Here is a 25,576-nt window from a genome sequence, read left to right on the forward strand (position 1 = left end):
ACCTCAGACCTTGGTCTGGTACGGGTAGGCTTGCTGGCGCAGGCGCGACTGCTGGATGCGCTCCTGCTCGTCGAGCGACAGCGGGGCCTTGTCCCACAGCAGGGAACGGCCTTCGACCTGGCGCTCGTCCATGCCGGGGGTCTTGGCCTTGAGCTCCTTGATGAACTTGGTGTGCTCGGATTCGTACAGCGAGTGTTGTTTTGCGAAGAACATAATTTCCAGAAAGTGATAACGAAGAGACCGGGCAGATTCTTCCGCCCCGGCGCCTCCGGGTCAAGTTTACTTGTGCAGTTCGTTCAGCTGGCGGGCGATGATGTCGTGGCTGAGCCACAGCACCGGTGCGATCTTTTCTGAAGCGCCATGGAACATCAGCGGGCCGGCCCCTTCCAGCACCAGGCTGGACAGGTGGTCGGTGATCAGGGCCTTCTTGTCCTTGTGCAGGTCGGTGATGTCTTCCGAGGTGCCGATCATGACGTCCGCCAGTGCCGGGGTGTTGTCCATCGGCCAGGCTTCGAAATTGCGGAATTCGGCGCTGGTAGCGTCGTTGTTGTAGCGTTCGATGGTGTCCAGCAGCGACTGCAGCGACACGCCTTCGTTCAGCAGGTCCTGGCAGATCTGCCATTGCTGGTCGGCCCAGGCGCCGCCGCCTTCCTTCTTCAGCGCGGTCAGGAGCGGGAACAGCGACAGCTCGACGCCGACAAAGATATCCGAGGAATTGGTGCGGATTTCCGGGCAGTTGAACACGGTGGCGTCGATGCCCTGGTTCCAGGCCGCCTGCGCGATCGATTCCAGGCGCATCTTGGCGTAGCCCTGGGTGTAGTTGGTGTAGGTCTGCCAGGTGTACTCGCCGCCGATCAGGATTTCGGTGCCGTGGTAGCCGTAGGCGGTGTAGCGCACTTCGCCGCCGGCCTTCGTGACGCGCTCGCGGATCGCGCTTGATGCGTCGATCAGGTACTTCAGGGTGTTGGCGGTGACTTCGTCGAAGTTCATCAGGATCAGCTTGCCCAGGTCGCTGTCGAGCAGCGCGCGCGAGGATTCGAAGCGCTCGCCGCGGCCCTTGTAGATGCGGTTGGCGATGGCCAGGAAGGCCTTGATCTTCGGGATGCCGCCGGCCATGGTGTGGGCGAAGAAGACGTTCGCACCTTCCGGGATCAGCTTGTCGATCTCGGCCATCGCCTGGGCGGCGGAGGTGGTGAAGCGGCGCACGCCGGCTTCGCGGCAGCGCTCGATCTTTTCCCAGTCCAGCTTGTCGTCCTGCCAGGTCTTGAGTTTGACGTTCGCCAGCAGTTCGGTCGGATTCTGCTCGCCTTCCGGCGCATCCATGTCGAAGCCGGCCATCAGTGGCACGTTGACGATTTTCCCGCCGAGTTTCTCTTCCGCCTCGGCATGCTCTTCCGCGGTCAGGGCGCGCAGGGCGCCGGTTTCGTCGCGGCGGCCGACGGTGATGCCGACGATGCTCATGCCGGCCTTGCGTGCCTCATCGATCAGGCCGTTCACATAGCCACGGCCGAACAGTTCGCCGAACAGGACGAAGACGTCGCCTTTGCGGAACACGTTGGCCTGGGGGATGTGGCGGAGAGGAGTCAATTCGGTCATCTTGTTATCTACCTATTTTTGAATGGTCTGAAGAAGGCCTGCCGGCGAGGGCCGTAGGGGCGCGAGTTTCAGAAAAAACATGCCATTATAACGCCGCAAAAGGGCGGTCCAAACAATTGGGGGAAACAATGCCGGCGGCACTGTTCCCCCCAATTCAGCCAGCCCGGTATCAGCGAATGCGCATACCCGGCTGCGCGCCCGGCATCGGATCCAGCAGGTACAAGCCCGGATTCGCCTTCTCGTCCGCCGCCGACGCACACAGCACCATGCCTTCCGACACGCCGAACTTCATCTTGCGCGGCGCCAGGTTGGCGACCATGACGGTCAGCTTGCCGATCAGGTCTTCCGGCTTGTAGGCCGACTTGATGCCCGAGAACACGTTGCGGTGGCGGCCTTCGCCCACGTCCAGGGTCAGGCGCAACAGCTTGCCGGCGCCTTCGACGTGTTCGCAGTTGACGATCTTCGCCACCCGCAGGTCGATCCTGGTGAAATCGTCGATCGAGATTTCGGGCGCCAGTTCCTCGATGTCGCCCGCGGGCGCAGCTTCTGCCACCGGGGCGGCAGCTGCCGGCGCTGCCGGCTTGTCGAACAGGTTCTCGACCATCTTCGCATCCACGCGCTGCATCAGGTGGCTGTAGGCGCCGATCGTGCGGCCCAGCATGGTTTCGTAGACGGCCGCGCCATGGGTGTCGGCCCAGCTCAGCTCGCCGTCGCCGAGGAATTCGGTGACGCGGGCGGCGATCTGCGGCAGCACCGGCGACAGCATGATGCTCAGCTGGCGGAACAGGATCAGCGCGGTGGTGCAGACGTCGTGCAGTTCAGCTAGCTTGCCCTCGTCCTTGGCCAGCAGCCAGGGCTTGTTCTCGTCCACGTACTGGTTGACGATGTCGGTGATCTCCATGATCTCGCGCATCGCGCGGCCATACTCGCGCGCTTCGAAGGCCGCGGCGATGTTCGCCTGGCGCTCGGCGCCTTCGTGCATCAGGGCCTTGCAGATCCAGCCCTTGGCGGTATCCGACAGGCTGTCGGCCAGCTTGCCCTCGAACTTCTTGGTGATGAAGCCGGCGCAGCGGCTGGCGATGTTGATGTATTTACCGATCAGGTCGCTGTTCACGCGGGCGACGAAGTCCTCGCCGTTGAAGTCCAGGTCTTCGACCTTGGCGTTCAGCTTGAAGGCCAGGTAGTAGCGCAGCCATTCCGGGTTCATGCCCAGCTCGAGGTAGCGCAGCGGCGAGATGCCGGTGCCGCGCGACTTCGACATCTTTTCGTTGTTGACGGTCAAGTGGCCGTGCACCGCGACCTTCAGCTTGTCGATGATCGGGTGCTTCGAGAAGTTCAGCATCGCCGGCCAGAACAGCAGGTGGAAGGACACGATGTCCTTGCCGATGAAGTGGACCTGCTCGGCCGCCGGGTCGTTCAGGAAGGCGTCGTAATCGATGCCTTGCTTGCTGAAATAATTCTTCAGCGAAGCCAGGTAGCCGACCGGGGCGTCCAGCCACACATAGAAGAACTTGCCCGGCGCATCGGGGATCGGGATGCCGAAATAGGGCGCATCGCGCGAAATATCCCAGTCGGCCAGCTTTTCGCCCGACTCGCCCAGCCATTCCGAGACCTTGTTGACCATTTCCGGCTGCAGACGGCCCGGGGTGTTCAGCCATTCCTTCAGGAAGGCGAAGCAGCGCGGGTCGGACAGCTTGAAGAAATACTGTTCCGAAGGCTTGAGGATCGGGGTCGAGCCGGTGAAGACCGAGAACGGGTTGATCAGTTCGGTCGGCTGGTAGGCGGCGCCGCAGACTTCGCAGTTGTCGCCGTACTGGTCCTTGGCGTGGCAGGTCGGGCACTCGCCCTTGATGTTGCGGTCGGCCAGGAACATGCCCTTGACCGGATCGTAGAAGCGGTCGACGGTCTTGGTGACGATCAGGCCTTCCGCCTTGAGCTTGCGGTAGATGCCCTGCGAGAGCTCGACGTTTTCCGGCGAATCGGTGGAATACCAGTTGTCGAAGGCGATGTGGAAGCCGTCCAGGTATTGCGGGCGGCCGGCGGCGATCTTGGCCACGAATTCCTGGGGCGTGATGCCTTCCTTCTCGGCCGCGATCATGATCGGGGTGCCGTGGGTGTCGTCGGCGCAGACGAAGTGCACCTGGCGCTGCTGTCCATTGTCGCGCTGCATTCGCTGGAACCGGACCCAGATGTCGGCCTGGATGTATTCCATCATGTGGCCGATATGGAAGGCAGCGTTGGCGTAGGGCAGGGCGGTGGTGACGAACAGCTTGCGGGTCATGGTGGTCGAAGCGCTTTGGTTATATGGAAAGAAGCATTTTACCAGCGGAAGGCCCCACATGCGCAGGGGCCAGGGCGGGGTTTGCCAAACCAATAAGAAGACCCCCGCGTTTTTTGCTACACTTCGGCCTTATCACTTGGAGAAATACATGAGCATTACTGAGAACGACGTCAAGGCGGCATTGTCGGCAGTTATCGATCCTAACACCGGGAAGGATTTCGTCTCTTCCAAGTCGATCAAGAATCTCAAACTCAGCGGCGCCGACGTCGCGCTGGACGTCGAGCTGGGTTATCCGGCGGCCAGCCAGGTCGCCGCGATCCGCGACAGCGTGGTCGCCGGCCTCAGGGCGCTGCCGGGACTCGGCAACGTAACGGTCAAGGTATACAGCAAGATCCTGTCGCACGCGGTCCAGCGCGGCCTGAAGATCATGCCGAACGTGAAGAACATCATCGCCGTCGCCTCGGGCAAGGGTGGGGTCGGCAAGTCGACCACGGCCGTCAACCTGGCGCTGGCCCTGGCCGCCGAGGGCGCCAGCGTCGGCATCCTCGACGCCGACATCTACGGCCCTTCGCAGCCGATGATGTTGGGGATTAACGGGCGTCCCGAGAGCCGCGACGGCAAGACCATGGAGCCGCTCGAGAACCACGGCGTGCAGGTATCCTCGATCGGCTTCATGATCGATCCGGACGAGCCGATGGTCTGGCGCGGCCCGATGGTCACCGGCGCGCTCCAGCAGCTGCTCGAGCAGACCAACTGGCGCGACCTCGATTACCTGATCGTCGACATGCCGCCGGGGACCGGCGACATCCAGCTGACCCTGTCGCAGAAGGTGCCGGTCACGGGCGCCGTGATCGTCACCACGCCCCAGGACATCGCCCTGCTGGACGCGCGCAAGGGCCTCAAGATGTTCGAGAAGGTCGGTATCCCGATCATCGGCGTGGTCGAGAACATGAGCACCCACATCTGCTCGAACTGCGGCCACCACGAATCGATCTTCGGCGAAGGCGGCGGCGAGAAGATGTGCCGCGACTTCGGCGTCGACTTCCTCGGCAAGCTGCCATTGACCCTGTCGATCCGCGAGCAGACCGATTCCGGCCGCCCGACCGTGGTGGCGGATCCGGACGGCGCCGTGGCCGCGGTCTATAAACAAATCGCGCGCAAGGTCGCCGTCAGGGTGGCCGAGAAGGCGAAGGACATGAGCAGCAAATTCCCGAGCATCGTCGTCAAGAACGACTGAGTTTTTACCAGATGGTCAATTCGCGCCTCGAACGCATGAATGCCCTCGAGGCTGGGGGCCGTCATGGCGAGCTGCTGGCCTTCCTCCAGCAGCTGTACGCGGAGGCTGAACAGTTGCCCGCGCCGGCGCGCACCGAGTATTTCATGACCAACCCTGTTCCTGCGACTGGTCGCCGACCTGATGAATCTGATAAGGAGAACCGCGATCGGCATCGCCGTGCTGCGCGGGCTGGGACGGGAAGCGGAAGCGCAGGCGCTCCGCGCCGCCCTGCTGGGCGGGCTGATCAAAGAAGAGCTGAGGGAGCTGGCGAAACGCGAGCTGGACGAACCCGGAACGATCACCCGCACGCTGGTCGAGCACCAGGTGGCGCAGGAGGAGGCAACCTGAATCTCAGGGGATCCGCGCAGGACGCCCGAACAGGTAGCCCTGCCCGGCCTTGACGCCCAGGCTGCGCAGCACCGCCAGCTCGGCATCCGTCTCGACACCTTCGGCGACCACGGCGCAGCCGGTGTCCCTGGCGAAGCCGGTCAAGGCGGCGGCGAGCGCGCGGCGTCCCGGATCGAGGTCGATCCGGCTGATCAGGCTCTGGTCGAGCTTGATGATGTCGGGCTGCAGCTGGAGGATGTGACGGAAGCTCGCATAGCCCGAACCGGCGTCATCGATCGCCAGTCGGAGGCCGGACCGGCGCAAACGCTCCAGCGCGCCGGACAGGGCTGCATATTCCTCGATCGGGGCATGTTCGGTCACCTCCAGCACCAGCCTGTGCAGATGGACTTCCCGCAGCAAGGCATCCAGCTTGCCGCTCAGGATCGTATGCGGTGAAATGTTCAGGGCGAGGTAGGCCTGGGTGGGAAGGTCGGCAAGCCGGGAAACGGCGAGCTCGATGGCCAGCAATTCGAGTTCGGCTCCCTTTGCCACCTGGTGAGCGTCCGCGAACCATTTATCCGGTCCGCGCTCAGGCGAAACCGGGAAGCGGGCAAGCGCCTCGTAACCGATGACCTCTGCCGTCGCGAGATCGACGATCGGCTGATAGGCGATGTCGATTCTGCGTCCGTGGATGAGCTCGGACAATAGGGCGCAGGTCTTCTCGGTGGCGCGCTCGGCCAGCACCCGCTGTTCCAGCATGATCGCAATCAGGCTGGCGAATCGTCCCATGGCCTCCACCTCCACCTCGCGGATCGTTGAAGACGGCCTGTGGCTATAGCAGCAGAATGTCCCGAACACCGACCCATCGGAGAGCCAGATGGGCACACCCATGTGGCCGCGGATCTGCATGGCTTCCGTGGCACTCAGCCGCTTCAGGACGGGATAGATATGGCTGTCGTCGACGACCGGCGGGATCGTGCCGTTGACGATGTGCTGACAGTAGCTCTCATCCAGCGGATCGGAACGGCCTTCCAGGACCGGCAGTTGGCCATCCATCGCAGCGATGTGCCGGAAGACGCGGCGACCGCCCTTGAACTCGGACACGAATGCCACGTCCATCCGCAGGCAGATGCGTGCCAGGTCGACCGCTGAGTGAATGATGTCGCTGAGTGGTGGTGTCGACTTGTTGTGCACCAGGTCTAGCATGTTGACGGCCTTCGTTCATTGAATCGGGATGCTAAGGGCTGTCCCTCCCAGCATACATCGTCCGCCTTGTGATGGCGATGTGCAGCCACAGTCGCTTTTTACGTGACTTTCTGCTCGAAAATAAGATTACACGAAATTTCCGTGCATACACTCAATGTTGGAGTGAAGTGCACGGGAATCCGATGAGCGACGACAGCAGGCAGCGGTGGCGCGGGCGTTACCTGGACGCGGCTCACCTGTTCGTACCCGCCAGGCTGCGGCACGCCCCCGCCGTGCTGGCGCGGGCCGAGAACGTCGTCAACGCGGCGCTGATGGCGGCCACCGCCGGCCCCCTGTATGCGCTGGCCTACTGGCTGCTCGGCCTGGAACTGGCGGCCGTCGAGATCCTGGCCTGCTGCCTGTTCATGCTGATGGCGCCGCCGGTGCTGCGCCTGAGCGGAAGCATCGCCCTGGCGCGCGAGCTGTTCCTGTGCGCGCTGTTCTTCAATTTCACCTGGCTGACCTGGCACCTGGGCGGCATCCACGCACCCACGGCCAGCTGGCTGATCACGGCGCCGATGGTGGCGATGTTCCTCGGCGGCGTCGGCAGCGGCGTGTTCTGGCTGGCGGCGAGCTGCGTCGCCGCCGCCACGGCCTGGGGCTTGCCGGCCCTCGGCTGGGCCACTCCCGCCATGCCGACCCTCGACATGCCGCTACTGCACCTGATCTGCAACCTGGGCCTGTACGTGGTGGTGCTGGTGTTCGTGCTGCTGTTCGAGCTGACCAAGACCGAAGGCTTCGTCAAGCTGCAGCGTGCCCTGTCGACCATCAACGAACTGGCGATCCGCGACGAGCTTACCGGCAGCCACAACCGCCGCTTCCTGCTCGGCCTGATCGAGCGCGAGAAGGAGCGCAGCGAGGGCGCGTGGACCCGGGCCGCTTCATCCCGCTGGCCGAGGAGACCGGCATGATCGTGCCGATCGGCGACTGGGCGCTGCGCACCGCCTGCCTGCAGAACCGCGCCTGGAGCGCGGCCGGGCTCCCCGAAATCAAGACCGCGGTCAACCTGTCGGCGCGCCAGCTGAAGGAGCCCGGGCTGCCGGCGCGCTGCCTCGACCTCGAGATCACCGAGGGCATGCTGATCGAGGACCTGGTCGCCAACTACGCCCCGATGAACGGCCTGCGCCAGGCCGGCGTCGTGGTCTCGATCGACGATTTCGGCACCGGCTATTCGAGCCTGAACTACCTGTCCGAGCTGCCGGTGGACATCCTGAAGATGGATGGCCTGTTCGTGCGCCGCCTCGGCGCCGGCAGCGGCGCCGGTGCGGCACGCAATCGCCCGTTCGCGATCGCCGAAGCCATCGTGGCGATGGCGCACCGCCTCGGCCTGAGCGTGATCGCCGAGGCGGTCGAGACGCCCGAGCAGCTGGCCGACCTGTGCGCGATGGGCTGCGACGCGGCCCAGGGTTACTTGTTCGCCCGGCCGCTGCCGCCCGCCGACGTCGCCGCACTGCTGGCGCGCCAGGTCGGGACACCCCTGGTGCCGGCCTGAATACCGACCCGATTCACCTGATTTTCTGCCGGAGGACGCCGTGCTGAATGAACCGATTCCCTTTGATCCCGCCCACGACCTGGACGCGCTGGCCGCGTCGGGTGCGCTGGGCGGCAATGTCGCCCTGTTCCGCCAGCCGCGCGGCCCGGACCTGCTGCGCCGCGCCGCGCCGCTCGACGACTGGTGCGCGCTGCGCATGCGGCACGGGGTCTGGCCCTACGGCCGCACGCTGGAGGGGCCGCCGGCGCCGCTGGCCACCGTCGAGGGCGATGGCCTGGCGGCGCGCCAGGGCATCAATTTCGCGTCGCAGGATTACTTGTCGCTTGCCGGCCATCCGGACGTGATCGACGCCGCCATGCGCGTGCTGGCGGAATGCGGCCCGCACAGCGCCGGCTCGGCCATCCTGCTGGGGAACAGCCGCTATTCCGGCGCGCTGGAACACAGCCTCGGCGCGCTGCTGCATTGCCAGCACGTGGTGCTGTTCCCGACCGGCTGGGGCGCGGCCTTCGGCGCGGTGACGGCCCTGGTGCACGGCGGCGACTACGTCCTGATCGACGCCTTGGCGCATGCCTCGCTGCGCCAGGGCGCGGCGGCGGCGACCCGCAACTTGTCGGCGTTCCGCCATCTCGATTGCGACCACCTGCGCGAGCTGCTGGCCGGGATCCGCGCGGTGGACGCCAACGGCGCCATCCTGGTCGTCACCGAAGGCTTGTTCAGCATGGATGCCGACAGCCCGGACCTGCCCCTGACCCAGTACCTGTGCCGCGAGTACGGCGCCACGTTGCTGGTCGACGTGGCGCATGACCTTGGCGCGCTGGGGCCGGGTGGCACCGGCGTGATCGGGGCCCAGGGCATGCTGGGCAAGATCGACATCGTGATGGGGGCCTTTTCCAAGACCTTCGCCTCGAACGGCGGCTTCGTGGCCTGCAACGAGGGCAGCCTGCGGCGCCAGTTGCAGCTGTTCGCCGGCCCGCACATGTTCTCGAACGCCCTGTCGCCGATGCAGGCGGCCACAGTGCTGGAATGCCTGCGCATCGTGGCCGGCAGCGAGGGGGATGTCCTGCGCGCGGACCTGATGCGCAACGCGGTCGAGCTGCGCGCGCTGCTGCAGGAGGAAGGCATGCGCTGCCTCGGCGCGGCGTCGCCGATCGTCCCGCTCTGGACCGGCAGCGAAGCCGCGGTACGGGTGGCCGGCATGCTGCTGGCGCGTGAAGGGGTGTTCGTCAATCCGATGGAGTTCCCGGGCGTGCCGCTGGGCGCGGCGCGCCTGCGCCTGCAGGTGATGGCAAAGCATACGCCGGCCCAGATCCGGCGCGCGGCGAAGATGCTGGCATCGGCGCTGCGGCGCGCACACGATGCGCCGCGGCCGGTGCTGCGCCCATCCGGGGCGGCCTAAGCCCGGCAGGGAAGGGCGGCGCATGCTGCGTGCGCCGCCGGTGGCGGGGTAAAATACCCCTTTTACCTTTTTTGCATCCCGCCATGACCGTCCGCACACGTTTCGCTCCGAGCCCGACCGGCTACCTCCACCTGGGCGGCGCCCGCACCGCGCTGTATTCCTGGGCCTATGCACGCCACTTCGACGGCACCTTCATCCTGCGCATCGAAGACACCGATCTCGAACGCTCGACGCCGGAGGCGGTCCAGGCCATCCTGGACGGCATGCAGTGGCTCGGCCTGGCGCACGACGAAGGCCCGTTCTACCAGATGCAGCGCATGGACCGCTACCGCGAGGTGGTGGCATCGATGCTGGAGCAGGGCACGGCCTACCTGTGCTACTGCTCGCCGGAAGAAGTCGAAGCGATGCGCGAGCGCATGCGCGCAGCGGGCGAGAAGCCGCGCTACGACGGCACCTGGCGCCCGGAGCCGGGCAAGGAGCTCCCGCCGGTACCGGAAGGCGCCAAGCCGGTGGTGCGCTTCAAGAATCCGCTCGACGGCGAAGTCACCTGGGTCGACGTGGTCAAGGGCCCGATCACCATCGCCAACAAGGAACTCGACGACCTCATCATCGCGCGCCCGGACGGCACCCCGACCTACAACTTCTGCGTGTCCGTGGATGACTGGGACATGAAGATCACCCACGTGCTGCGCGGCGACGACCACGTGAACAACACGCCGCGCCAGATCAACATCCTGCGCGCGCTGGGCGCCGAACTGCCGCAGTACGGCCACCTGCCGATGATCCTGGGCGCCGACGGCCAGAAGCTGTCGAAGCGCCACGGCGCGGTCAGCGTGATGCAATATCCGGAGCAGGGCTATTTGCCGGAAGCGATGCTCAATTATCTTGCGCGCCTGGGCTGGAGCCACGGCGACGACGAGATCTTCTCGATGGAGCAGTTCACCGAGTGGTTCAACCTGGAGCACCTGACCGCGTCGGCGGCACAGTTCAATCCGGAAAAGCTGGCCTGGCTGAACAACCATTACATCAAGCAGGCCGACAACGAGCGCCTGGCCGCGCTGGCGCGCCCGGTGCTGGAACGCGAGGGCGCTGCCTTCGAGGGCGCACCGGCGCTGGCGACCGTCATCGCGCTGGTGAAGGACCGCACCAATACCATCAATGAGCTGGCCGATACCGCGATGCTGTTCTACCGCGAGCCGAAGCCGGATGCCGCGCTGCTGGCCCAGCACCTGACGGATGCGGTGCGTCCTGCGCTGGCCGCCTTTGCCGAGCGTTGCAAGGACGTGGAATGGAACAAGGCCGCGATCGCCGCCATGTTCAAGGAAGTCCTTGCCGCGCACGGCCTGAAGATGCCGCAGATCGCGATGCCGCTGCGCCTGATCGTCACCGGCCAGCTGCAGACGCCGGCCATCGATGCGGTGCTGGAATTGTTCGGCCGCGACGTGGTGCTGGCGCGGATAGCCAAGCATCTTTAAGGCCCTGTTTGTGGAGCGCGCATTTTCTGAAAACAGGTATTTGCGAAATGCAAGGCGCTCCGCTATAATGCTCGCACTTCAGCAGCACACGGTACGAAGCAGTAGGCAGTAAGGTACAGTGAAGAGGGGGTATAGCTCAGCTGGGAGAGCGCTTGCATGGCATGCAAGAGGTCAGCGGTTCGATCCCGCTTACCTCCACCAACACTCTGAAGTGCAGTATGGTAGTTCAAGGTCCCCATCGTCTAGAGGCCTAGGACATCACCCTTTCACGGTGAGTACCGGGGTTCGAATCCCCGTGGGGACGCCAGGTTTCTGGCAGCGTGCAACCAGCGGCACGCAGTAGTAGAAGTAAATGCAGTATGTTAGAATGTTGTTTTCCCGTAGGGGGTATAGCTCAGCTGGGAGAGCGCTTGCATGGCATGCAAGAGGTCAGCGGTTCGATCCCGCTTACCTCCACCACGTAGGAAAAACAACAGTTCTGACCGTCCGGGTCCCCATCGTCTAGAGGCCTAGGACATCACCCTTTCACGGTGAGTACCGGGGTTCGAATCCCCGTGGGGACGCCAAGAATTTGGTAAGAGTAGCAGCAGCAAGTACAGTTCAAGGTCCCCATCGTCTAGAGGCCTAGGACATCACCCTTTCACGGTGAGTACCGGGGTTCGAATCCCCGTGGGGACGCCAGCACAAGACCGGAGTAGACCAACGCGCTTGCGCGGAGAGGTGCTCCGGTTTTTCTTTTTGTCCGTCGCTTTTGCGTGATCGACATGCCATCCAATCCAGCTCTGACCCTCGCAATTTTCTGCAAAGTCGTCGACAACTACGGCGACATCGGCATCTGCTGGCGCCTGGCGCGCCAGCTGTGGAACGAACACGGCGTTCAGGTCACGCTGTGGGTCGACGACCTGGCCAGCTTCCGCCGCATCTGTCCGGCGGTCGACGTCGCCGCCGACGCCCAGCAGGTCGAAGGCGTGCAGGTGCGCCACTGGCGCGGCCAGGAGGGGAGCTTCACGCCCGGCGAGGTCGCCGACATCGTCATCGAATTCTTCGCGGTCGATCCGCCGCCCGGCTATGTCGCGGCCATGGCCCAGCGCACGCCGCGCCCGCTGTGGTTCAACCTCGAGGGTTTGACGGCGGAAGAATGGGTGGAAGGCTGCCACCGGCTGCCGTCCATGCACCCGCGCCTGAAGCTGACCAAGCACTTCTTCTTCCCCGGCTTCACGGCCCGCACCGGCGGCCTGCTGCACGAAGCCGGCCTGGACGAGCAGCGCCTGGCCTTCCAGGCCGACCGCGCGGCGATGGCCGGCTTCCTGGCCCGCTTCGGCATGCGCGCGGACGAGATGGATGCGCTCAAGGTGTCGCTGTTCTGTTATCCGCATGCGCCGGCCGCCGAACTCTTGCGTGCGTGGTCGGAAGGTCGCCGGCCTGTGACCTGCCTGGTGCCGGAGGGCGTGGCGGCGGAAGCGATCGGCGCCTTCCTCGGTATCGAAGGGCGCGCAGGCGCCAGCGCCACCCGGGGTGCGCTCACCGTGCGCGTGCTGCCCTTCGTGCCGCAGCCGGACTATGACCGCCTGCTGTGGGCCTGCGACCTGAACTTCGTGCGCGGCGAGGATTCCTTCGTGCGCGCACAATGGGCGGGCCGGCCCTTTGTTTGGCACATTTATCCGCAGGAAGAAAACCTGCACCATAAGAAACTGCGTGCCTTCCTCGGCCGCTATGCACAGGCCGAACACGAGGGGCTCGAGGCACTCAGTACGTTTGCGCTCGGCTGGAATGGCGCGCTCGACATCGGGTCCTGGCCCGCGGCATGGCAGGACTTGCAAGCCGCGCTGCCGCGCATTGTCATTCGTGCAGAAGCATGGCGCAGGGACGTGCTTGCCCATGGTGATTTGACGACGAACCTGCTCGAATTTGCCCGCGCCCTGAGGCTTGCTGCGGAAAATCCGGTATAATGCGCGGTTAGTCTGTAACGAAATACACAGGATCAAACGTAGGCTTCAAGGCTCTCTTCGCTCACCGGCCACCGCTGATTTAATGCAACTTACTTTTTACGTAAAACTACTATGAAATTCGCTAAAGAAATCCGTGTTGGCAACATCATTATGGTCGAAGACAAGCCGTTCATCGTGCTGCGTTCCGACGTGAACGGTTCGAGCCGCACGGGCTTCACCTACAAGTGGAAGATGAAGAATCTTCTGACCAATGCTCCGCTGGAGAACGTGTTCCGCGGCGACGACAAGTTCGACGTGGTCGTGCTGGACAAGAAGCCGGTGACCTACTCGTACTTCGCCGACCCGCTGTATGTCTTCATGGACGAAGAGTACAACCAGTACGAAATCGAAGAAGAGAACATGGGCGACGCCATCAACTACCTGAAAGACGGTATGGAATGCGAAGCCGTGTTCTACGACGGCAAGGCGATCTCGGTCGAACTGCCGACCACCATCGCACGCCTGGTCGTGTACTCGGAGCCGGCCGTCAAGGGCAACACCTCGGGCAACGTCCTGAAGGAAGCCAAGATCGAGAACGCCATCGAAGCCAAGCAGCACACCGTGATGGTGCCGCTGTTCGTCAGCACCGACGACGTCATCGAAATCGACACCCGCACCAACGAATACAAGAAAGTCGTGCGTAACTAAGCACCGGCTCTCTTCGTGGAAAAGACGCTGCCTGCGGGCAGCGTTTTTTTTCGCCGGACCTCCCCGAATTTTGCCGTACTGCTATCCTATTGCTTTCAATAAAAACATTGGGAGACAGGATGGACCGCAGGGATTTCGTACGACTGGGAGTGGCAGCGGGCGCGGTGGCCGGCGCTGCAGGCAGCGCGCAGGCCGCGGCGCCGGACGCCGGCGGCATCCTGGATGCGGGCGTGCGCGAGCAGCAGGAGGCGATGGCGGCGGGCAAGCTCAGCTCGAAGACCCTGGTGACCCGCTATCTCGCGCGCATCGCGGCCATCGACAAGGCCGGGCCGCGCCTGAATGCGGTCATCGAAACCAATCCGGACGCCCTCAGGATTGCGGCCGAGATGGACCGCGAACGCGCGGCCGGCAAGCTGCGCGGACCGCTGCACGGCATTCCGGTCCTGTTGAAAGACAATATCGCCACCGCCGACCGGATGAGCACCAGCGCAGGCTCGCTGGCCCTCGACGGCGTGCGTGCGGTCAAGGACGCGCACATCGTGACGCTGCTGCGCAATGCCGGCGCCGTCATCATCGGCAAGACCAATCTGTCCGAATGGGCGAACATGCGCTCGACCAAGTCGGTCAGCGGCTGGAGCGGCCGTGGCGGCCAGACCAGGAACCCGTATGCGCTCGACCGCAATACCAGCGGCTCCAGCTCGGGCTCGGGCGCGGCCGCGGCGGCCAGTCTGGCCACGCTGACCGTGGGCACCGAGACCGACGGCTCGATCGTCTCGCCTTCTTCCTCGTGCGGCATCGTCGGCCTCAAGCCGACCCTGGGCCTGCTCAGCCGCAGCGGCATCATCCCGATCGCCCATTCGCAGGACACGGCCGGCCCGATGACGCGCAGCGTGGCCGACGCGGCGCTGATGCTGGCCGCCATGGCGGGCCCGGATGCGGATGACAAGGCGACCGCCGACAGCAAGCGCAACATGGGGGACTACGCGGCGGCCCTGCGCACGGATGGGCTCAAGGGCAAGCGCATCGGTGTCGCACGCAATTTCTTCGGCAGCAATGACGCGGTCGACGCCATCATCGAGAAGGAACTGGCGGTGCTGAAGGCACAGGGCGCGACCTTGGTCGACGTCAAGCTGCCGAATGCCGACAAGTACAACGAGAGCGAACTGGAGGTGCTGCTGTACGAATTCGCGCCTGGGCTGGAGGCCTGGCTGAAGAACTATGCGCCGCACGCGCCCGTCAGGAACATGGCCGATGTGATCGCCTTCAACGAGAAGCACGCGGCGCGCGAAATGCCGTATTTCAAGCAGGAACACCTGCTCGCAGCCCAGGCCAAGCCGGGCCTGGATGCGCGCGAATACCGCGAGGCGCTGGCCAATGACTTGCGCTATGCGCGCGACGAAGGCATCGACCAGGTCATGAAGGAGCACAAGCTGGATGCGCTGGTGGCGCCGACCGGCGGTCCGGCCTGGCTCACCGACTATATCAACGGCGACCACTACGGCGGCAGCTTCTCGACCCCGGCCGCGGTGGCGGGCTATCCGCACATCACGGTGCCGGCCGGCTTCACGCGCGGGCTGCCGGTGGGGATCTCCTTCGTGGGCGGCGCCTGGAGCGAGGCAGCCCTGATCGGCATGGCCTATGCCTACGAACAGGCGTCGAAGCGCCGCCGTGCGCCGATGTACCCTGCGAGCATCAACATCAAGCTGTAAGGCCAGGCATCAGCGTCCGGCGCCCTGTTTGGCCTTGGCGAACTGCGGTCCCCACAGCGGGTGGCCCTGTTCGCCGGGCGCCAGGTCGAAGGCCGGATCGAGGCGCAGCGCGCGTTCGAAGGCCTGGCGGCAGGGAACCGGCCGGTTGGTGACGCAGTAGCTGAAGGCCGCGTACTTGAGCGCGCTGACGCGGTTGCGCAGCGAGCCGCCGTTCATGTCGCCGGAATTCAGGCGCTTGATCGCGCCATTGAAGTCGCCGTCGTTGTAGAGGGCGATGCCTTCGCGCAGGGCGATGTCGTCGCGGTCGGAGGCGGGACGTTCAGCGCGCGGGGCGGGGCGCTCGTTGCGCTCGACGCGTTCGGCCCGCGCGCGCGCGCGTTCCTCGCTGCGTCCCTGGGAGCGCGGCGGATCGTTCTTGCCCATGATGGAATTCAGCTGCGAATTCAGCTCGGCGCAGCCGCCGAGCAGCAGCGCGGCGCCGAGCAGGCCGGCGCGTAAGACGGATGGCGGCACTGCGGGATTCACTCGACCTCCTCTTCAGTAAAGTCCAGTTCGATCACCGAGGTGGCGCCCTGGACGGCGTTCACGACCACGGTGTGCTCGGGGAAGTTCGGGTTGACGATGCGGATCGTGTGCTGGCCCGGCGCCAGGACCAGGCGCTTGAGCGGCGGGCTGGCGCCGCGGTCGACGCCGTCGACCTGGACCATGCCCCAGGGTTTGATCATCAGTTTGTAGCTGGCGCCGGCTGCGGCGGGCACCGGCCGGCTCGCCAGCGCCGGCGCGCTTGGCGGCGGGACTGCGGCAGTTGCCGGCGGCGGGATGCCGGCCGGGGCCGTGCCAGGCTGGGCCTCGGGCGCCGCCGCGGCCAGTGCGAACGGGTCGGCGGTGCCGGTCACGCCGGCGGGCGGCGCAGGTTCGGGTGGGGCAGGAGGGGCCGCTTCCTGCCCGGCCGGGGTGTCGCCCGGCAAGGCCAAGGTCACCGTATCGCGTGAATCGGCCTGGTGCAGCAGCGCGAACAGGGCGCCGAGCGCGGCCAGCAGCACGGTGGCCGCGGCCAGCAGCATGAGCCAGCGCTGCAGGCGTCCTTTTTCGGCCACCGGAGCCGGATCATCGAGGAAGGAGGCCGCCGGAGGAGGGGGCGGCGGCGCGGACAGCGGCTGCGCCGGCACGGCCGGGCCGAGCGGCACGATGCCGAGCAGGTTGCGCAGTTGTTCGATGCTGCGGGGGCGCTGTTGCGGGTCGGGCGACAGACAGCGGTCGACCGCGGTGATGAAGGTCTCGCTGTAGTCGTCGCCGCTGCCCGGTGTTCCCGATACGCGTCCCTGCAGCGGCGCGGCCGGCGGATATTCCCTGGTGATCGCGTAATGGACGACCGCCGCGAGGTCATGCATGTCGCCGGCTTCCGACCATTCGGTGCCGACTTCCTGCGAGGGCAGGAGCATGGGATCGCCGGAGTCGAGCACCAGCAAGGTATCCGGGCTGATCGGGCGGTGCGGCATCTGCATCGCGTACTGCAGTTCGAGCGATTGCAGGATCTGGCGGAAGATCCGCCGGCACCAGACCTCGTTGACGAGTTCCTGGTTGAACTCGACCACTTCACGCACGGTCCGGCCGTCGGTCTGCTGTTGCTGGGTTACGGGTGTGCTGGTCATCATGGCATCGAGCCGCGCCCCGACACACAGGAGGCTGTCCAGAATGTGTCCCGGCGCGGTATTTGTATTTTGACAAATAATGCCAGATTTGCCGCGCCGGTGTCGCTGCTGAGCGAAGCGTGCGCAGCTGTTACAACTGCTTACACCTGAAGGAAGCGCATCTTGAAATAGCGCCCCTTGATGGCGCCGAATTCCGGCCCCGGCGCCTGGCGGTCGCGCAGTTTGGCCACCGCCGCGTGGGCGGCGTGGCGGTCGAGCGCGACGTAGCTGGCGAACTCGCCGACGTTGATCTTGCCGACCTGGTCCTTGGTCAGGCCGGCGTCGCCGGTCAGGGCGCCGAGGATGTCGCCCGGGCGCAGCTTGGCTTTCTTGCCGCCGGCGATGTGCAGGGTCAGCATCGGCGCCGGCGCGGCGGCCTCCTGGTGTTCGCCCAGTTCGTCGAGCGGGTGCCATTCGGCCGGCGCGTCCTGGTATTCCTCGATCAGGCGCACCCATTTCTTTTCGTTGGGCGCGGCCAGGGTCAGCGCCAGGCCGCTTTCGCCGGCACGGCCGGTGCGGCCGATGCGGTGCACGTGCACTTCCGGATCCTTCGACACGTCGGCATTGATCACGGTGTCGAGGTTGGCGATGTCGAGGCCGCGCGCGGCGACGTCGGTCGCCACCAGCACCGAGCAGCTGCGGTTGGAGAACAGCACCAGGATCTCGTCGCGCTCCCACTGTTCCAGCTCGCCGTACAGGGCCAGCGCCGAGAAGCCTTGCGCGCGCAGGTGTTCGGCCAGCTCGCGGCAGTGGGCCTTGGTGTTGCAGAAGGCGAGGGTGGAAACGGGCTGGTAATGCTTGAGCAGGCGTGCGACCGCTTCGTCGCGGCCCTCGAAACCGATCTCGAAGAAGCGCTGCTCGATCTTCTCGGCGCTGTGCTGGCTTTCGACCGCCACTTCGAGCGGATCGCGCAGGAAACCGGCGGTGGCGAAGCGGATGTCGTCCGGGTAGGTGGCCGAGAACAGCAGGGTCTGGCGACGTTCCGGGCAGGCGCTCACGATGCCGGCGATCTCGTCGTAGAAGCCCATGTCGGTCATGCGGTCGGCTTCGTCCAGCACCAGGGTCTGCACCTTCGACAGGTCGAGGGTGTGGCGGCCGAGGTGGTCGCGGATGCGGCCCGGGGTGCCGACCACGATGTGGGCGCCGTGCTCGAGCGAGGCGATCTGCGGGCGCATGGCCACGCCGCCGGTCAGGGTCAGGATCTTGACGTTGCCGACGCCGCGCGCGAGGCGCCGCAGTTCGTTCGCCACCTGGTCGGCCAGTTCGCGCGTCGGGCACAGCACCAGGCCCTGTACCGCGAACCAGGCGGGATTGAGCTTGTGCAGCACGCCGATGCCGAAGGCGGCGGTCTTGCCGCTGCCGGTCTTGGCCTGGGCGATCAGGTCGCGTCCTTCCAGCACCGCCGGCAGGGATTCCGCCTGGATCGGCGTCATCCCGTGGTAGCCCAGGGTGGCGAGGTTGGCGAGGAAGCGCGGCGCCAGTGGCAGCGAAGTGAAGGGTTGCGTGTTCATGGTAGTCCAGCCAAAAGGGTTGGCCCGAGGCGAACTACGCTGAGGCCGGCGCCCAGACCGGCAGGCCGGTCAGGTCGAGCTTGTCGTCGCGGCGCCAGACAGGCAGGCCGGACGTATCGGTTTCTTCGAGCAACTCGAGTTGCTCCTGTTTCAGGGAGACGCGGCGCGCCCGCGGGGCGGTGCGCTTCGGTTCGACAACGGGGTCAAGCGGTGCAGCGGGTTCGAAGCCCGGCAGGTCGATTGTCGCGTTGTCTTTCTTGTCTCTCATCAGCTTATAGTGCGCTGCTTTTGCTGCCACAGAAAACAAAAGCCCGGCTGCAAGAGTCGGGCTTTTGTCGGTATTTGGTTGCGGGGACAGGATTTGAACCTGTGACCTTCGGGTTATGAGCCCGACGAGCTGCCAGACTGCTCCACCCCGCGTCTGAGAAAAAGATTATAGCGCGGATCAACAGCCGGCGCAATCAAACAATTACGTCGCGCGCAAACGCCACAGCGAGGTCACTTCTTTCGCGCGCGCCACATGCAGGGGATCGTCGGGGTCGCTCGCCTTGGCGTGGGTCGGACGCACGTCGTGGCGGGCCACGAGCTCGAGCCCGGCATCGGCTATCCAGCCGAGCAGCTGTTCGCGCGGGCGCAGGCCGAGGTGTTCGGCCAGGTCCGACAGGATCAGCCAGCCTTCGCCGCCCGGTTCGAGGTGGGCGGCCAGCCCGCCGAGGAAACCCCTGAGCATGCGGCTGTCGGGATCGTAGATCGCATATTCGATGGCCGAGCTGGGCTTACCGGGCAGCCAGGGCGGATTGCAGACCACCAGGGGCGCACGTCCTTCGGGGAACAGGTCGGCCTGCACGATCTCGACCTGGGCGCCGAGGCCGAGGCGCGCGATGTTCTCGCGTGCACAGCCGAGGGCGCGGGCATCCATGTCGGTTGCGAGCACCTGCATGATGCCGCGCCGGGCCAGCACCGCCGACAGCACGCCGGTGCCGGCGCCGATGTCGAAGGCGCGTTTGGCGCCCTTGGGCAGCGGCGCCTGCGCCACCAGCTCGACGTATTCGCCGCGCACCGGCGAGAACACGCCGTACCAGGGGTGGATGTTGGCATCGAGCGCGGGAATGCGCACGCCCTTGCGGCGCCATTCGTGGGCGCCGATCACGCCCAGCAGTTCGCGCAGCGAGGCGACGTAGGGCGCATCCGCCGGTCCGTAGGCTTCGAGGCAGGCTTCATGCACGTCCGGTGCCCGGCGCAGCGGGATGCCGTGGCCGGCCTCGAAGGGAATCAGGAGCATGGCCAGGGTGCGGGCGCGCTGCAGCTGCTGCAGGCGGTGGCGGTGGAACAGCTCGGTCGGCGTGGCCGGGGCTTTCTGGGCCTTGGCGCGGCGGCTTCGATCGCTCTTGTGTTCGACGCGGCGCACCAGCGCGTTCAGCAGCTGGCGCGCGTTCTGGAAGTCGCCGCGCCAGAGCAGGGCGGTGCCTTCCAGCGACAGCCGGTAGGCGGTGTCGGCATTCATGGTGTCGTCGGCGACGACCACCTTCTTCGGCGCCGGCCAGCCGCTTTCCGAGCGCCACTGTGCGCTGCGCTCGGCGCCGCCCTCGAGCCACGTGATGGCGCTCATCAGTGGTGGTGGTGCCAGTTGCCGTCGGCCGACTCCAGGTAGGACTTGACGGCGTCCGGGCTGCCGGTGGCGTGACGCTTGGGCTCGCCGCATTCGCAGACGCCCAGGTAAGGATGGATGTGCGAGCAGGCCGAGACCTTCTGCAGGGTGACCTTGACCGGTTTGGCGCACTTGGCGCATTTGAAAGTGAGGAAGCGGGCAGGTTTCATATCGGTATGCTGTTGGTTCTCGGGAAGAGCGGCATTCTACACCCGGTCCGTCTAGTCGACCACGACCGCGCTGCTGCCGCCGCCCGCCGGGCGCACCAGTACCTTGGTGGCGATGCGTTCAGTCATTTCCTGCACGTGCGAAATCACGCCCACCTTGCGGCCGAGCGATTGCAGCGCGTCGAGGGCATCCATGGCCACGCCCAGGGTCTCGGTGTCGAGGCTGCCGAAGCCCTCGTCGATGAACAGCGATTCGACCCGCACCCGGTTCGAGGACAGCGAGGCCAGGCCGAGCGCCAGCGCCAGCGACACCAGGAAGGATTCGCCGCCGGACAGGGAATTGACCGAGCGCACTTCGCCGCCCATGTCCTGGTCGCGCACCATCAGCGCCAGCGAGGGCGCGCCGTTGTGGCTGACGCGCTCCAGGCGATAGCGCCGCGCCAGCTGCCCGAGGTGGGCATTGGCGTAGCCGAGCAGCACGTCGAGCGTGAACTGCTGGGCGTAGTTGCGGAATTTCTTGCCGTCGCTGGAACCGATCAGCTCGGACAGCTTGCCCCAGCGCTGTTCTTCGGCCTGCTGGCGTTCGACTTCGGCCAGCACCGCCTGCGCCTGCACGCGCCGGGTGTCGTCCTGGGCGGCGCGCATGCGCAGCTCGGTGGCCAGGTCGTGGGCGCTGCGGCGCTCGGCCGTGAGGGCCTCGACCGCGGCCGCCACCGTCTCGGCGCTCAGGCCGCTTTCCGGCCTGCCTTCGCCGTGGACGGCATGCTGGGCCCGGCGTTCCGCCAGCACGGCGGCCGCATTGGTGACCTGGACGTCGAGCGCGCCCAGCGCCGTGCGTTCCTGGGCCAGCCAGGTGCCGCCGACCGCCAGCAGGCGGCCGAGTTCGGCCGTATCCTCGACCGGGTCGAGCCCCTTGATAAACGCCGACTTGCGGTACTCTTCCAGCCAGTCCGCCAGGGCCGACGCGGCTTTCGCACCATCGCCGTCCAGTTTGGCGATGTGTTCGGTGAGCTGGGCCAGCGCGGTGCGGGCGCTGGCTTCGCGCTGCGCCGCTTCGGCGGCGACCGCCTGGCGCGCCGAGAGGTGGTTGCGCGCGGCGCCCACCGCGGCCTGCAGTTCCTGCTCCACCTCCAGGACCGGGCGGCCGTTCCACAGGGCGACCCGCTGGGCGCGCTTGTCCGTGAGTTCGGTATCGATGCGCTTGAACTCGGCGGCGACCCCGGCGCCGTGGCGGTCGGCCTGGGCGATGCGCTCGAGGGCGCCAGCAACCTCGGCTTCGAGCGTGGCGGCAGCGGCGCTGCTGCGCGTCTGCAGGGCCGTCTGTTCCTGCCATTGTGCGGCTTCCCTGGCGCGCGCCTCGCGCCAGCCGGCCGGATCCTGCCGCCAGGCGTCTTGCCAGCTGTCGCCGCAGGCATCGGCCAGCACCGGGTCGAGCTCGGCCAGCAGTGCCGCCAGCTGGGTGGCGAGGGCGCCCTGCTGGACCGCCATGGCGCGCAGGTCGGTCTGCAGGCGCCCGCCGGTCTCGCGCGCGCCATCCGCGGCCTGGCGCAGGCGCGCATGCTCGAGCTGCGCCTTGTCGTAGGCGGCCTGGGCGGCGTCACGCGCCTGGGCGGCACGGCGCAGTGCGGCGGCCCGGCCTTCCAGCGTTGCCGCGGCGGCGCGCAGGCCGTCTCGGGTCGCGGCGAACCAGGCCGTTCGCAACTCATCAGCCACACCCGCGGCGGGCGCTTCGGCTGCCAGCGGCTGCGCGATCCACTCCGCTTCGAGTTCGTCGAGCACCTTGCGCAGGGTCGTGCGTTCGCGCTCCAGTCCGGCAAGGCGTTCGCTCGCTGCATTCAGTGTGGCGGCTTGGGCAGCCTGGGTGGCTTCGTTGTCGCGTACCCGCGCGCGGCAGTCGCCGACTTCGCTGCGCAGGTTTGCCAGCATGCTGTGCAGCACGTCTTCGCGGCCGTGGTCGCGGTAGGGATGCTGCTCGGAACCGCAGACCGGGCAGGGCGCGTCCTCATGCAGGGTGGCGCGCAATTCTTCCACGCTGGCGGCGCAGGCCAGTTCGGCCGCGGCCAGCGATTTCTCGGCTTGCAGCATGGCCGCCGTGAGGGCCGGGGCCGCCGCGCGCGCTTCGTCGAGCAGGCGGCTGGCGCCGGCGCGGGCCGTGTCGACGCGATCGAGCTCGCTTGCCGTGTCGCTGAATTCCTGGCGCGTGGTGACCAGCGCGGTCCAGGCTTTTTCCGCGGCGGCCAGGCGCTCGCGGCCTGCGTCGAGGGCCTGGCGCTCCTGGTCCAGCGCCTGCGGGTCGGCGGCTTCGAGGGTGGCCATGGCTTCGCGCCGCGCCGTGTCGAGCCCAGCGAGACGGGCGCCGGCATCGTTCAGGGCCAGCATGGCGGCCTGTTCGTGGGCGGCTGCTTCCCGGGCCTGGCGGCTCACCAATGCCAGGGCCGAGGCAGCTGCGGCCTCGGCCGCCACCGACTGCGCGGCCTGGGCCAGCAGCTTGTCCCAGCGCGGCCACTGTGTCGCCATCGGTTCGAGCCGGGCGTGCGCGGCCAGCCAGCCGGCCGCGCGCTCGCGCTGGCCTTTGGCGGCATCGTGTTCCGCCGCTTTGCTCGCATGCACGGCGCGCGCCTGGCGGGCTTCGCCGCGGGCCGCTTCCAGCGCGCCCGCCGCCTGGACATGCGAAGGCGTCAGCGCGCCGATGGCGGCGTCGAGCGCCTTGGCGCCGTCGAGCTGGGGTGCGGCGCCGCGCAGGGCGCCGTCGGCGGCATCGAGCGCGGCCAGCGCGGCGTCGACGTCGAGCACCGCCTGGCGGCGCGCATCGAGCGCGGTAGTGAGCGCGGCTTCGAGCCTGGCGGTGGTGTCGACTGCCGCCTTGTGCTCTTCCTGCAGGCGCAGGACCTCGGTCGCCAGCGCGCGGGCCGGCTGCACGGCTTCGAGGGTGGCCAGGCGCTGGCGGCGGCCGGCCGCCTCCTGCTGCGCGGCCTCGGCCGCCGCCAGCGCATCGCGGGACTGGGCTTCGCTGCGCTCCAGCTTGGCGGCTTCCTGGTGCCAGCGCAGCTCGCCTTCGAGGGCGGCGCGGCGCGCGTCCACGGCTTCCAGCGCCAGCTCGGCATTCACGCGCCCGGCTTCCAGCTTTTCGCGTTCTTCTGCGGGCAGCGGCGTCTGGTTGGCCAGTTTCGCCGCCAGCGCCCGGGTGCGTTCCTGCTCGGCGCGGTAGCGCTCGAAGGCGCGCCGCGAGATGTCGCTGTAGATCGTGGTGCCGGTGAGGGTTTCCAGCAGCTCGCCGCGCTCGTTCTCGTCGGTCTTCAGGAAGGCCGAGAACTCGTTCTGGGCCAGCAGCACGGCGCGCGTGAACTGTTCGAACGACAGGCCGATGCGCTGCACGATCTCGAGCGCCACTTCGGTCTTGGTGCCGCCCAGTGGATCGAGCTCCGGCAGGCGGTGCAGGGTCATTTTCGAGGGCTGCAGGGCGCCGCCCGGCTTGCCGTAGGCACGGCGCACGCTCCAGCGGGCGCGGTAGCGGATGTCGTCGTTGCCGGCGAAGTCGACCTCGGCCCAGGCTTCGGCGGCGCCGCGCCGCAGCAGGGTGCGCGGGTCGAGCGCCGAGATGGTATCGCCGCCGACGTCCGGCAGCTGGCTGCCGGCGCGCTTGAGCAGGCGCGGGGTGGCGTCGTACAGGGCCAGGCAAAGGGCGTCGAGCAGGGTGCTCTTGCCGGCCCCGGTCGGTCCGCTGATGGCGAACAGGCCGCTCGAGGCGAGCGGTTCGGTTTCGAAGTCGACCAGGAATTCGCCGGCCAGCGAGGCCAGGTTCTTGCCGCTGATGCGCAGGATCTTCATGCCGCGTCTCCCCCCAGGGCCGTGCTGAGCTCGGCAAAGGCGGCGAGCTGGTCGGGCGGGGCCTCGTCGCCGTAGCGCTGCGCCCACAGGCGGCGGAAGATGTCGTCGGGCTGGAGCTGGGCCAGCTGGTCGAGGCTCAGCGCTTCTCCGGCGTTGTCGGGCGCCGCATGGCGGCGTGTCGGCTCGATCTTGGCGAGGCGTACCGGCTTGTCTCCCAGCGCCGCCTCGACGCGCGAGCGCAGGCCCGGCTCGGGACCTTCGAGCAGCACGCGCACCTCGAGGTAGGGCTGCTGCTGCGGCGGCGCGGCGGGCAGGTCCAGCGCGTCGAGCGCCGCCAGCACTTCTTCCAGTGGCGCCGGCTGGGCCGGCACGCGCAGCAGCTGCACGGCGCGCGGCACGTGCAGCGGCGTCACCGACGCCACCGCCGGGCCGTCGAGTTCAATGCGCAGCACCTGGTGCTGGTAGCCGACCTCGGAGAAGGACAGCGGCAGCGGACTGCCGCAGTAGCGCCGGTGCTCGTGGCCGCCGACGCGCTGGGCCAGGTGCAGGTGCCCCAGCGCGACATAGGCCACGGCGGGATCGAACATCGAGGCCGGCAGGGCCTCGGTGCCGCCGATGACGATGCGGCGCTCGGAATCCTGGGACGATTGGCCGTCCACCATGTGGCAATGTCCCATGGCGACGATGGCCTCGCCCCCCGTGCAGCGTGATTGCGCCAGCGCGAAGGCCTGCCGGTAGAGCAGGGCGGTGCCGTGCAAATAGGGATCGAGCCCCGGTGCCTCACCGGACCCGGCCGCGGCCGCTTCGGCAACTTGTTCGGCCACTGCGCGCGGCACGTCGCCCGGGCGCAGGAAGGGGACCGCCAGGCACCATGCGGCTACTTTGCCGTCGCGTCCGCGCAGGGGCACCAGCAGGCGCTCGAGGTCGACGCCGCCGTCCGCCATGCGCCCGACATTGCCGACCACGATGGTGCCGTGCGCTTCCAGCAGCGGGGTGGGCGCTTCCAGCCGCCCCGGCGAATCGTGGTTGCCGGCAATGACCACCACCTGCAGATGCGGCACCCTGGCCCGGGCCTGCTGCAGGAAGCGGTACAGCTGGCGGTGGGCGGCGGCCGACGGGTTGGCGTTGTCGAAGATGTCGCCGGCGATCAGGAGCACGTCGATCTCTTCCTGCACGAGCGTTTCCACGAGCCACTCGAGGAAACACGCGTGCTCGTAGGTCCGGTCGAAATTGTGCAGGGTCTGGCCCAGGTGCCAGTCGGAAGTATGGAGCAGCCGCATGGTTGGAATGGAAAGTCG

21 protein-coding genes and 6 tRNA genes are annotated in these 25,576 nt (G+C 66.9%); 14 read left to right on the forward strand and 13 right to left on the reverse strand.

The genetic code is table 11. The features are described from left to right. Positions 1-3: 3 nt before the first annotated feature. The 3 genes from AC56LK_RS16800 to metG form a co-directional block, all read right to left on the reverse strand. Positions 4-213, reverse strand: coding sequence for a DUF3460 family protein (locus AC56LK_RS16800; RefSeq protein ID WP_497185636.1), 210 nt, complete (start codon positions 211-213; stop codon positions 4-6). 66 nt (positions 214-279) lie between these two features. Next, on the reverse strand, positions 280-1,596 hold the full coding sequence (locus tag AC56LK_RS16805) for an enoyl ACP reductase FabMG family protein (RefSeq protein ID WP_497185637.1): 1,317 nt from the start codon (positions 1,594-1,596) through the stop codon (positions 280-282). Between the two features lie 169 nt (positions 1,597-1,765). Continuing rightward, entirely contained in the window at positions 1,766-3,877 is a 2,112-nt protein-coding gene (metG, locus tag AC56LK_RS16810) for a methionine--tRNA ligase (protein ID WP_497185638.1), read from the reverse strand. A gap of 148 nt (positions 3,878-4,025) precedes the next feature. On the opposite strand from metG, the gene apbC reads away from it, so the two are divergent. Then, positions 4,026-5,114, forward strand: a complete 1,089-nt coding sequence (gene apbC / locus AC56LK_RS16815; protein ID WP_497185639.1) for an iron-sulfur cluster carrier protein ApbC — start codon at positions 4,026-4,028, stop codon at positions 5,112-5,114. A gap of 180 nt (positions 5,115-5,294) precedes the next feature. Next, positions 5,295-5,501, forward strand: a complete 207-nt coding sequence (locus AC56LK_RS16820) for a hypothetical protein (protein WP_497185640.1) — start codon at positions 5,295-5,297, stop codon at positions 5,499-5,501. A 3-nt stretch (positions 5,502-5,504) separates the two neighbouring features. On the opposite strand, the gene AC56LK_RS16825 is transcribed toward AC56LK_RS16820, so the two are convergent. Beyond that, a complete protein-coding gene (locus tag AC56LK_RS16825) occupies positions 5,505-6,686 on the reverse strand; it encodes a sensor domain-containing phosphodiesterase (protein ID WP_497185641.1) in 1,182 nt (393 codons plus the stop codon). 182 nt (positions 6,687-6,868) lie between these two features. On the opposite strand from AC56LK_RS16825, the gene AC56LK_RS16830 reads away from it, so the two are divergent. The 12 genes from AC56LK_RS16830 (at position 6,869) to AC56LK_RS16885 (ending at position 15,433) form a co-directional block, all read left to right on the forward strand. Continuing rightward, positions 6,869-7,636: a hypothetical protein gene (locus AC56LK_RS16830; RefSeq protein ID WP_497185642.1), complete on the forward strand. Its 768-nt coding sequence runs from the start codon at positions 6,869-6,871 to the stop codon at positions 7,634-7,636. After that, positions 7,591-8,217: an EAL domain-containing protein gene (locus tag AC56LK_RS16835; protein ID WP_497185643.1), complete on the forward strand. Its 627-nt coding sequence runs from the start codon at positions 7,591-7,593 to the stop codon at positions 8,215-8,217. Before AC56LK_RS16830 ends, AC56LK_RS16835 begins: the two co-directional genes overlap by 46 nt. Positions 8,218-8,257: 40 nt before the next feature. Beyond that, positions 8,258-9,613: an aminotransferase class I/II-fold pyridoxal phosphate-dependent enzyme gene (locus tag AC56LK_RS16840; RefSeq protein WP_497185644.1), complete on the forward strand. Its 1,356-nt coding sequence runs from the start codon at positions 8,258-8,260 to the stop codon at positions 9,611-9,613. 83 nt (positions 9,614-9,696) lie between these two features. Next, positions 9,697-11,088: a glutamate--tRNA ligase gene (gene gltX, locus AC56LK_RS16845; RefSeq protein ID WP_497185645.1), complete on the forward strand. Its 1,392-nt coding sequence runs from the start codon at positions 9,697-9,699 to the stop codon at positions 11,086-11,088. A gap of 125 nt (positions 11,089-11,213) precedes the next feature. Further along, positions 11,214-11,289: transfer RNA gene (locus AC56LK_RS16850), tRNA-Ala, on the forward strand. Positions 11,290-11,319: 30 nt separating this feature from the next. Continuing rightward, positions 11,320-11,395 (forward strand) — tRNA-Glu (locus AC56LK_RS16855). Between the two features lie 76 nt (positions 11,396-11,471). Further along, positions 11,472-11,547, forward strand: a tRNA-Ala gene (locus AC56LK_RS16860). 31 nt (positions 11,548-11,578) lie between these two features. Next, positions 11,579-11,654 (forward strand) — tRNA-Glu (locus tag AC56LK_RS16865). A gap of 39 nt (positions 11,655-11,693) precedes the next feature. Further along, positions 11,694-11,769: transfer RNA gene (locus AC56LK_RS16870), tRNA-Glu, on the forward strand. Positions 11,770-11,852: 83 nt separating this feature from the next. Continuing rightward, positions 11,853-13,037 (forward strand): elongation factor P maturation arginine rhamnosyltransferase EarP, encoded by a 1,185-nt coding sequence (earP, locus tag AC56LK_RS16875; protein ID WP_497185646.1) that lies wholly within the window; start codon positions 11,853-11,855, stop codon positions 13,035-13,037. 111 nt (positions 13,038-13,148) lie between these two features. Next, on the forward strand, positions 13,149-13,724 hold the full coding sequence (locus AC56LK_RS16880; protein WP_027863741.1) for an elongation factor P: 576 nt from the start codon (positions 13,149-13,151) through the stop codon (positions 13,722-13,724). 119 nt (positions 13,725-13,843) lie between these two features. Beyond that, positions 13,844-15,433, forward strand: a complete 1,590-nt coding sequence (locus tag AC56LK_RS16885; protein WP_497185647.1) for an amidase — start codon at positions 13,844-13,846, stop codon at positions 15,431-15,433. A gap of 9 nt (positions 15,434-15,442) precedes the next feature. On the opposite strand, the gene AC56LK_RS16890 is transcribed toward AC56LK_RS16885, so the two are convergent. The 9 genes from AC56LK_RS16890 to AC56LK_RS16930 form a co-directional block, all read right to left on the reverse strand. Beyond that, entirely contained in the window at positions 15,443-15,958 is a 516-nt protein-coding gene (locus AC56LK_RS16890) for a TssQ family T6SS-associated lipoprotein (protein WP_497185648.1), read from the reverse strand. Next, positions 15,955-17,085, reverse strand: coding sequence for a serine/threonine-protein kinase (locus AC56LK_RS16895; RefSeq protein ID WP_497185649.1), 1,131 nt, complete (start codon positions 17,083-17,085; stop codon positions 15,955-15,957). The genes AC56LK_RS16890 and AC56LK_RS16895 overlap by 4 nt, the downstream gene beginning before the upstream one ends. Before the next feature lie 140 nt (positions 17,086-17,225). Beyond that, complete coding sequence (dbpA, locus tag AC56LK_RS16900; protein ID WP_497185650.1) at positions 17,226-18,635, reverse strand: ATP-dependent RNA helicase DbpA; 1,410 nt, start codon at positions 18,633-18,635, stop codon at positions 17,226-17,228. Positions 18,636-18,669: 34 nt separating this feature from the next. Continuing rightward, positions 18,670-18,903 carry a hypothetical protein gene (locus AC56LK_RS16905; RefSeq protein ID WP_497185651.1) on the reverse strand — a complete coding sequence of 78 codons (234 nt, stop codon included), beginning with the start codon at positions 18,901-18,903 and terminating at the stop codon, positions 18,670-18,672. Between the two features lie 75 nt (positions 18,904-18,978). After that, a tRNA-Met gene (locus AC56LK_RS16910) sits at positions 18,979-19,055 on the reverse strand. A gap of 49 nt (positions 19,056-19,104) precedes the next feature. Beyond that, entirely contained in the window at positions 19,105-20,244 is a 1,140-nt protein-coding gene (locus tag AC56LK_RS16915; protein WP_497185652.1) for a methyltransferase, read from the reverse strand. Further along, positions 20,244-20,453, reverse strand: a complete 210-nt coding sequence (locus AC56LK_RS16920) for a hypothetical protein (protein ID WP_497185653.1) — start codon at positions 20,451-20,453, stop codon at positions 20,244-20,246. The genes AC56LK_RS16915 and AC56LK_RS16920 overlap by 1 nt, the downstream gene beginning before the upstream one ends. A 51-nt stretch (positions 20,454-20,504) precedes the next feature. Further along, positions 20,505-24,278, reverse strand: coding sequence for an AAA family ATPase (locus AC56LK_RS16925; protein ID WP_497185654.1), 3,774 nt, complete (start codon positions 24,276-24,278; stop codon positions 20,505-20,507). Then, complete coding sequence (locus AC56LK_RS16930) at positions 24,275-25,558, reverse strand: exonuclease SbcCD subunit D C-terminal domain-containing protein (protein WP_497185655.1); 1,284 nt, start codon at positions 25,556-25,558, stop codon at positions 24,275-24,277. The genes AC56LK_RS16925 and AC56LK_RS16930 overlap by 4 nt, the downstream gene beginning before the upstream one ends. Positions 25,559-25,576: the final 18 nt, after the last annotated feature.

The organism is Telluria sp. ZB4P36 (assembly GCF_059685865.1).